This is a genomic window from Cellulomonas bogoriensis 69B4 = DSM 16987, assembly GCF_000767165.1.
In the GTDB taxonomy this organism is placed as follows: domain Bacteria; phylum Actinomycetota; class Actinomycetes; order Actinomycetales; family Cellulomonadaceae; genus Actinotalea; species Actinotalea bogoriensis.
Window position 1 is genome coordinate 1 of sequence record NZ_AXCZ01000121.1, and the last position, 8,366, is coordinate 8,366.

Here is an 8,366-nt window from a genome sequence, read left to right on the forward strand (position 1 = left end):
CCCGGCGCACCGGTGCTGAGCGCGACCGGACTCGACGGTGCCGGTCTGGCGGCCGGGGCCGGTGCCCTGCTGCTCGCCGGCGTCGCCGCCGTCGTGCTGGCACGCCGTCGTGAGGCCCAGGCGAACGTCTGACCTCGCACGCACCACAGCCATGAAGGCCGGGTCCCTGCGGGGTCCCGGCCTTCATGGCGCGGCCCGGGCTCCCCGGGGCGGCAGAATTCTCCCCGTGTTCATTTTGCATTCTTCACGCCGAGGAAATGGGTCTGGATCGATGTTGCCGGTGCATTACGTCGCCCCTCCTGTGCGATCTGTCCTGGCGATCCGCGCCCCGGCCCGGCGGTCGTGGAGCCGGGTGCGGGCGGTGGGATCGGCTGCGCTGCTCGCCGCGGTGGTGGGGTGCGCGGGGGCGGGATCGTCGGGGCCCCAGGTCGCGGCGACCCACGTGGACATGCAGGCGTACGCCTCGCAGGTCGTGGAGCACACCAACCGGGCCCGGGGGGCCGAGGGGCTCGAGGACCTGGAGGTCTCGGGCTGTGCCGCCGACGTGGCCCGTCAGCGGGCGGCGGCCCTGGTCGGGCAGGAGGAGCTGACCCACGCCGCGATGGACGAGGTGTTCGCCGCGTGCGGGCCCGTCCAGCTCGCGGCCGAGAACCTGAGCCGCGCTGCCAGTGACCCGTCGGACGTGGTTGGGGCGTGGATGGCGTCGTACGGTCACCGGGCCAACATCGTGGACGTGGACCTGCAGCGGGTGGGCGTGGGGTGCGTGCCGGACGGCGAGCGTGTCCTGTGCGCGCAGGTCTTTCTGGGGGCCGAGACATGAGCGGACCCGGAGAATTCTGACATCGGCGTCGTTGTCGCGCGGTCTGTGAGTCATGCCGCCTTGACGGCGCGGTGCCGGTCATGGCGATAGTTGTCCTGCGACGTCGCGGCGGCACCACCGTGACCGTCGTGCGCAGGGCTAGGCCGCACCGGTCCGAGCAGGGGGAACAGATGGTGTCACTGGGATCGATCAAATCAATGATCGGCAAGCTTTTCGGGTGGGTCGACGGCAGGGTGTACTACCGCTGCCTCAGCACCGCGTTCGACCGCGAGATGGCTGCGGTCCAGGGTGGGATGGCGGTCTACCGGCAGCACCAGGCGTCGGGCACCAACAGGTACCAGCTGGTGCGCAACGTCCACATGATCGAGAAGGGCCTCACGATGAGGCCGCGCCGCGAGACCTTCGCCGCCGGCTACATCGAGCAGACGGTCCAGGCGTGGCGCAGCCACGGGCCGTCCCTGGGCGAGGAGGAGGCCGGCTGGGTGCGGGACGTGCTCGCCGCCTACTTCGCGGCGACGGCGTCCTCGCCGGACCCTGCGGTGGTGCGGGCGCGACAGGCGATGCTGGAGGCCGGGTCGGTCGTGCCTCCGCCTCACGAGCTCACCCCGTCCAGCGGCCCGGACCGCCCCGCGACCCGGGCGGGCGTGGTGGACGTCGAGGCGTTGCGTCAGCTGGCCGTCAACCGGCGGTCGGTGCGCTGGTTCCTTCCCGAGAGCGTGCCGCGTGAGGTGGTCGACACCGCCATGACCGTGGCGCGGGAGGCACCGACGGCCTGCAACCGTCAGCCGTACCGGTTCGTGGTGGTGGACGACGCGGACGTCCTGGACGTCGCCTCGATCCCCATGGGCACCCAGGGCTACGCCGAGCAGCTGCAGTCGGTGATCGTGGTGGTGGGGGACTGGAGCGCGTACTTCGACGAGCGTGACCGGCACCTGCCGTACATCGACGGGAGTCTGGCGGCGATGTCCCTGGTCCTGGGCCTGGAGGCGCAGGGGGTGTCCACGTGCTGCATCAACTGGCCGGACATCCGCAGCAGGGACGCCGCGATGGCGCGGGTCCTGGGCCTGCCTGCGCACGAGCGGGTCGTGATGCTCATCGCGTACGGGTACGCGGACCCTGAGGGTGAGGTCCCGTTCTCGGGGAAGAGGCAGCTGGACGCGGTCCGGCAGTTCCGCAGGTCCGAGGCCCGTGTGGGCGCAATCGACGGAGGTGTGCGATGAAGGTTCTGATCACGGGTGGGAATTTCGTCAACAAGGGTGCCTACCTGATGCTCGCGAGCGTCGTGAAGGAGCTGCGGGAGCGCTTCGACGCCTGCCCGGTGATGGACCTGCGCAACGGGGACGAGCGGCGCAAGCGCGCCCTGGGGGTCGACACGTTGTGGACCCCCAAGGTGGGTCGCAAGCTGGGTCGCCGTGGCCCGAACGTGATCCCTCCGTCGGTCCGGGGGTGGGTCCCGTACCTGATGGCCAGCGACGTCGATGCGGTCCTGGACATCTCGGGGTTCCGGTACGCCGACCAGTGGGAGCACCTGCCCTTGGCGCACTCGGCGCAGTACCAGTCGTACTGGCACCGGTCCGGGGCGCCGGTGGTGATGATGCCGCAGGCGTTCGGCCCGTTCGCGAAGACCGCCGAGCCGACCCTGCTGGCGCTGACGTCCTCGGACCTGGTCGTGCCGCGCGAGCCGGAGTCGGCGTCGCACGTCAGCGCGCTGCTGGAGTCCTCCGGGCTCCCGGCGTCCCGGTTGCCGCAGGTCATGACGTTCTCGGACTTCACGGTCGCGATGACCGGGCGGGTCCCGGCGGTCGCTGCCGAGCTAGCCGGTGGGGTCGCGATCGTCCCCAACTGGAACATCGCCGAGCGCAACGGGCCCGAGGGCAGGGCCCAGTACCTGCAGACCCTGGTCGACACCGTCGAGCGGGTGCGGGCCGCGGGTCTGCGGCCCTACGGGCTGTCGCACGAGGGCCGCAAGGACACCGCGATCCTGGAGGAGGTCGCCAGGATGGTCGGCGGCATGCGGGTGGTGTCGGGGTTGGACGGGTTGCAGCTCAAGGGCCTGCTGGGGACCGCCCGCCTGGTCGTCGGGGGGCGTTTCCACGCGCTGGTCAGCTCGTTGTCCCAGGGGGTGCCGTGCGTGGTGCACGGCTGGAGCCACAAGTACCGGTGGATGGCGCGGGACTTCGGCGTCGAGGAGCTGTGCTGCGACCCGACGGCCGGCAGCGCTGACACCCTCGCCGGGATCGACCGCATCCTGGAGGACGGTGACCTGGCGGTGACGATCCGCTCCCACGCCGAGGGGCAGAAGGCCAGGCTCGGGGAGCTGTGGGACGTGGTCGGGTCGGTCCTGTCCGGGGCCCCGAGGCCCCTGGCTGCGACGCCCGCCACAGTGTGAGGACCACGCCCGGGTGACGACCCGGCTCTCGTGGGGTGGGATTCACCCGCTGCAGGGGGTGACGGGGGGCGGTGGCACCGCTCCCTCCCCTCACGGCTGACACGACGGTGCCGATGTGCTCGGTGTGATCCGGGTGGGCCGTGCGTGGTTGTGGTTCCTGGGCGTCGGTGGTGCTGCTGCCGGCGCCCAGGTCGTGATGCCCTACGGCCTGGCCCGGGACGCGCTCTTCGCCCTGATCGCCCTGGCCGCTGCGGCCGCTCTGGTGGTGGGGGCGCGGCGTGTGGAGCCCTCGCGCCGCGCCCCGTGGCTGATGATGGCCGGGGGCGTGACCCTGTGGGCTGCGGGGGACGTGACGTGGGCGGTGCTGGACCACGTCCTGGGTGTGGACCCGTTCCCCTCGGTCGCTGACGTGTTCTACCTGGCGGCGTACCCGCTCCTGGCTCTGGCGCTGTACCGTCTGGCGGCCGGCACCGGGGACGACCGGAATGCGACGGCCCTGATCGATGCGTTGCTCGTGGCCGTGGTCGCCGGCCTGGGCATGTGGATGGTGTTCATCGAGCCGTCCTGGGTCGATGGCGGCGGGGAGCTGCTCGCGCGCTTGACGGGTGTGGCGTACCCGGTGGGCGGGGCGGTGCTCATCACCCAGCTGGTGCACCTGGGGGTCGTGGCGTTGCTGCGTTGCGCGGCGTTGCGGTTGCTGATGGCGTCGTTCGTGCTGGTTCTCGCGGCCGACCTGCTGTTCCAGACCACGGAGCGGTGGGCGTTCGTGGGTGAGAACGTCCTGTTCCTGGACCTGCTGTGGACCAGCGGCTACGTCCTGTGGGGTGCGGCGGCCCTGCACCCGTCGGTGGCTGACGACCTCCGGTTCCGTGACCGTGACAGCGCGGGGACGCCCGGGCGCATCGTGGTCATCGCCGGTGTCGCTCTTGCGCTCCCCGTGGCCGCGATCGTGGAGGGGGTGAGCGGCAGCGGCCGCCACACGACGGCGATCGGTGTGACGGGGCTCGCGGTGGTGATGCTGATCGCGGCGCGGTTGATGGACCTGCTGAGACGGCTTCGTGCCAAGTCTGAGCGGTTGGAGGGGCTCGCCGACACCGATTACGTGACGGGCCTGGAGAACGCGCGGCGTCTGACCGCACGCATGTCGGAGCTGCTGGACCGTCTGCGTCCTCGGTCCGCGGCTCTGCTCCTGGTGTCGATCGAGCGGTTCAGCGAGATCAACGAGACGTTGGGCGCGCGGACGGGTGATGAGATCCTGCGTCACGCGGCGCAGCGCCTGGCGGTGACGGTCGGCGACTCCGGCCACGTGGCCCGCATGGGCGGTGCGGCGTTCGCGGTCCTGCTCCCGGACGTGGGGTCGGGGGCCGCTGCGGCGGATCACGCGGTGCGCATCCAGGAGGCGTTCACCGAGCCGTGCGTGGTGTCGACGATGACGGTGACGGTCGACGTGGCCCTGGGGTTGGCGCTGGCGCCGTCTGACGCGTCCAGCGCGAAGACGCTTCTCGCGCGTGCCGACGTGGCCCTGGGCGCGGCGCGGGACCGGTCGGAGCGCACGGCGCGGTACGCGGCGCGCATGGAGACGGGCCTGGCGCCCACGTCGCAGCTGATGGGCGACCTTCGTGCCGCGTTGAAGGCCCGCAACATCGTGCTGCACTACCAGCCCCAGGTCGAGCTCGTCACGGGACGTGTCATCGGGGTCGAGGCGTTGGTCCGGTGGCAGCACCCGGTGCACGGGCTCGTCCCGCCGGGGGCGTTCGTCCCAGCGGCTGAACGGACGGGGATGATCCGCCCGTTGACGGCGTACGTGCTGGACACGGCTCTGCGCCAGTGCGCGGTGTGGCGGTCGCAGGGGCTGCAGCTGACGGTGGCGGTGAACCTGTCGGTCCGCAACCTGCTGGACCCGGCGTTCGTCGGTGACGTGGCGGCCGCCCTGGACCGGCACGCGGTGCCGGCCACCGCCCTGGAGCTCGAGGTCACCGAGACGATGGCCATGGTCGACCCGAAGCGGTCGATCGAGGTGCTGGGAGCTCTGGACCGCCTGGGGGTGACGCTGTCGGTCGACGACTACGGGACGGGGTACAGCTCGTTGGCGTACCTGCAGAGGTTGCCGCTGCGACGTCTGAAGATCGACCGTTCGTTCGTGGCGGGCGTGGTCCACGACCCGTCGAGCGCCGCGATCATCCGGTCGACGGTCGAGCTGGCCCGGCACCTGGGCCTGGCGGTGGTGGCCGAGGGCGTGGAGGAGGACTCGACGCTGCTGGCGCTGGCCGAGCTGAGCTGCTTCGCTGCGCAGGGATTCGGCCTGGGGCGCCCGGTGCCGGCGGCCCAGATCCCCGGGCTGATCGAGCAGATCCATGCACGGGTCCCCGGGGTGCTCCTGGAGGGGTGGGAGGGGTCGGCTGCCGTGCCTGCGCAGCGTCAGGGTGCCGAGGAGCCGTCGCGGCCGTAGTTTGCGGTGATGCGCCCGCAGGTCCGTGCCGTCACCGTCCGGGACCGGGACGTGGTGACGGCGGTCTGGGAGGGCGGGCCCGCGGCAGCGGTCCTCGTGCACGGCATCGGGGTGTCACGGCGCTACTTCACGCCTCTGGGGGTCAGCCTCGCCAGGGCTGGGGCGACGGTGGTGGCGCCGGACCTGCCGGGGTTCGGGGCCAGCCCGCGTCGGGCCGAGCCGTTGACGGTGCCTGAGCACGCGGACGTCCTGGCCGGCCTCCTCGAGCAGCTCCTCGGTGGCGAGCAGCGACCGGTGCTGGTGGGCCACTCGATGGGGGCGCAGGTGGTCACCGAGCTCGCGTCGCGTCACCCGGGCCTGGTCGCGGGGGCGGTGCTCGTGGGGCCGGTCGCCGAGCCTGGCGCCCGGTCGGCGGTGAGGCAGGGGTGGCGGCTGCTGCGGGACACGCGGTACGAGTCGTTCGGGGCGAACCTGCTGATGGTCAGGGACTGGTTGCGGTGCGGTCCGCGCTGGTACCTGCGGACGTTGCCCGAGCTCCTCGCCTACCCCCTGGAGGAGCACCTGCCGCACGTGCGGGTGCCGGTGGTGCTGGTGCGCGGCTCGCGGGACCCGGTCACCCCACGGCGGTACCTGGACGCACTGGTCGAGGTGCAGCCGTCGGCGACCACGGTGGAGGTGCCGGGGGAGGGGCACATCGCGATGTTCCGCCGGCCCGAGGTCGTGGCTGCGGTGTGCCGGGAGCTGTGGTGAGGGCGCGGGACGTCGCCGGCGCCGCCCGCCGGTGGGTGCTGATGGGCTGGTGGTGGGTGCTCGACTACCTGTTCGTGCTGGGGTGGCAGGTGCGTGCGCTGCGACGGGGCGCGGACCCGGCCCACTACCTGCGCGGTGAGGGGGCGCGGGCCCCGGACGTCGTGCTGCTGCCCGGTGTGTACGAGCCGTGGCGGTTCCTGCTGCCGGTCGCCGAGCGTCTGCGCGTGCGCGGGCACGCGGTGCACCTGCTGCCCGAGCTCGCGTGGAACTCTGCGCCCGTGCCCGCCGCCGCGGACGCGGTGCTGGGTCTGCTGCGCGACCGTGACCTGCGCGACGTGGTCCTGCTGGCGCACAGCAAGGGCGGGCTCATCGGCAAGCACCTGATGGGCCGGGACGAGGGCAGGGTCCGGGCGATGGTGGCGGTGAACACCCCGTTCGGGGGGTCGGTGTACGCCCGGTGGTTCCCGGTGGACGCGCTCCGGGCGTTCCGCCCGGACGACCCGACGGTGATGTCGTTGGCCCGGGACGTGGCCCCCAACGCCAGGGTGGTCTCGGCCTACAGCTGCTTCGACCCGCACGTCCCGCAGGGCAGCCACCTGCCCGGGGCCCGGAACGTGGTGCTGCGGACTCCGGGGCACTTCCGTGCCTTGGCAGACCCGGACCTGGTGGGGGTGGTGGTCAGCGTCCTGGACGACGGGCCCTGACCGTCCACACCGTTCAGGTGCCGACGAGCACGTCGGCGATCCGCTGCCCGGCCTTGCCGTCCCACAGGGGTGGGACGGGCCAGGTCTGGGCCCGGGGCACCGCCAGGACGTCCTGCGCGTGGTCGAGGACGTCGTCGAACGTCACGAGCCGGTTGGTGCCGTGGGTGATCGTGACGGGGCGTTCGGTGTTGGGGCGCAGCGTCAGGCAGGGCACGCCCAGGACGGTGGTCTCTTCCTGGATGCCACCGGAGTCGGTGACGACCAACCGCGCACCGCGCACCAGGCCGATGAACTCCAGGTAGGGGCGAGGTTCGATGACGTGCACGCGGGGGTGGTCGGTGACGCCGGCGGCGGTGAGGGTGGGACGTGCCCGGGGGTGCAGGGGCAGGACGACGTCCACCTGGTCGGCGATTCCGTGGAGGGTGGCGACCACGGCCTGGGCACGGTCGGGGGTGTCGACGTTCGCCGGCCGGTGCATGGTCGCCACGGCGTAGTCGCCGGTGAGCCCGTGGGTGGCGCGGGCCGCGTCGTTGTCGGCGCGGTCCAGGTTCGCCAGCAGCGTGTCGATCATGGGGTTGCCGACCAGGTGGGTGCGTTCTTCGGGTACACCCTCGTGGGTGAGGTGGTCGATCGCGTCGGCGCTGGTGGCGAGCAGCACGTCCGAGAGCTGGTCGGTGACCAGGCGGTTGATCTCCTCGGGCATGGTGCGGTCGAAGCTGCGCAGCCCGGCCTCGACGTGCGCCACGGGGATGTGCAGCTTCGCTGCGACCAGTGCGGCGGCCACGGTGGAGTTCACGTCCCCGTACACGACGACGGTGCGGGGGCGGGTCTCGGTGAACACCTCTTCCAGACGCACCATGGTCGCGGCGGTCTGGACGGCGTGGGTGCCCGACCCGACCGCGAGGTTGCGGTCGGGGTGGGGGATGCCGAGCTCGTCGAGGAACACCCGCGACATCGCGTCGTCGTAGTGCTGGCCGGTGTGGACCAGCAGCTGGTCCTGGCCCCGGTCACGGAGCGCGTGCAGCACGGGCGCCGCCTTGGGGAAGTTCGGGCGCGCGCCGACGACGTGCAGGAACGGTCCGGTCACAGTCGGTGTGCGGTGCCGGGTGTGGTGGTGCCGCGGGTGTCGAAGAGGCGGGTGGCGTGGGTGGTGAGGGTGGTGGTGTCGTAGCTGGTGTGGTTCTGGACCAGGATGGTCAGGTCGGCGGTGCTGAGGGCGTGGGTGAGGTCCTCTGCGCGGGGGATCAGGTGGCC

7 protein-coding genes are annotated in these 8,366 nt (G+C 72.2%); 6 read left to right on the forward strand and 1 reads right to left on the reverse strand.

Annotated features, from left to right (window positions below; genetic code table 11):
* Positions 1-352 precede the first annotated feature (352 nt).
* The 6 genes from N869_RS10660 to N869_RS18790 all read left to right on the forward strand — a co-directional run bounded on the left by N869_RS10660 (position 353) and on the right by N869_RS18790 (position 7,112).
* Positions 353-820 (forward strand): CAP domain-containing protein, encoded by a 468-nt coding sequence (locus N869_RS10660; protein ID WP_035061384.1) that lies wholly within the window; start codon positions 353-355, stop codon positions 818-820.
* Between the two features lie 170 nt (positions 821-990).
* A complete protein-coding gene (locus N869_RS10665; protein ID WP_198026046.1) occupies positions 991-2,040 on the forward strand; it encodes a nitroreductase family protein in 1,050 nt (349 codons plus the stop codon).
* Entirely contained in the window at positions 2,037-3,209 is a 1,173-nt protein-coding gene (locus tag N869_RS10670; protein ID WP_035061385.1) for a polysaccharide pyruvyl transferase family protein, read from the forward strand. Before N869_RS10665 ends, N869_RS10670 begins: the two co-directional genes overlap by 4 nt.
* Before the next feature lie 115 nt (positions 3,210-3,324).
* Positions 3,325-5,658: a putative bifunctional diguanylate cyclase/phosphodiesterase gene (locus N869_RS10675; RefSeq protein ID WP_035061386.1), complete on the forward strand. Its 2,334-nt coding sequence runs from the start codon at positions 3,325-3,327 to the stop codon at positions 5,656-5,658.
* A 9-nt stretch (positions 5,659-5,667) separates the two neighbouring features.
* Positions 5,668-6,408, forward strand: a complete 741-nt coding sequence (locus N869_RS10680; protein ID WP_052105405.1) for an alpha/beta fold hydrolase — start codon at positions 5,668-5,670, stop codon at positions 6,406-6,408.
* Positions 6,405-7,112 (forward strand): lipase family protein, encoded by a 708-nt coding sequence (locus tag N869_RS18790; RefSeq protein WP_269545881.1) that lies wholly within the window; start codon positions 6,405-6,407, stop codon positions 7,110-7,112. Before N869_RS10680 ends, N869_RS18790 begins: the two co-directional genes overlap by 4 nt.
* 13 nt (positions 7,113-7,125) lie before the next feature.
* Here N869_RS18790 and wecB read toward each other — a convergent pair whose 3' ends face one another.
* The gene (gene wecB / locus N869_RS10690) at positions 7,126-8,199 is read right to left on the reverse strand and encodes a non-hydrolyzing UDP-N-acetylglucosamine 2-epimerase (protein WP_035061388.1); all 1,074 of its coding nucleotides are present in this window, start codon (positions 8,197-8,199) and stop codon (positions 7,126-7,128) included.
* Positions 8,200-8,366: the final 167 nt, after the last annotated feature.

What these genes read in the sequence shown, in the direction of transcription:
- N869_RS10665 (WP_198026046.1), top strand. Translation starts at nt 991, where the DNA reads ATGGTGTCACTGGGATCGATCAAATCAATGATCGGCAAGCTTTTCGGG.
- N869_RS10680 (WP_052105405.1), top strand. Translation starts at nt 5,668, where the DNA reads ATGCGCCCGCAGGTCCGTGCCGTCACCGTCCGGGACCGGGACGTGGTG.
- N869_RS10670 (WP_035061385.1), top strand. Translation starts at nt 2,037, where the DNA reads ATGAAGGTTCTGATCACGGGTGGGAATTTCGTCAACAAGGGTGCCTAC.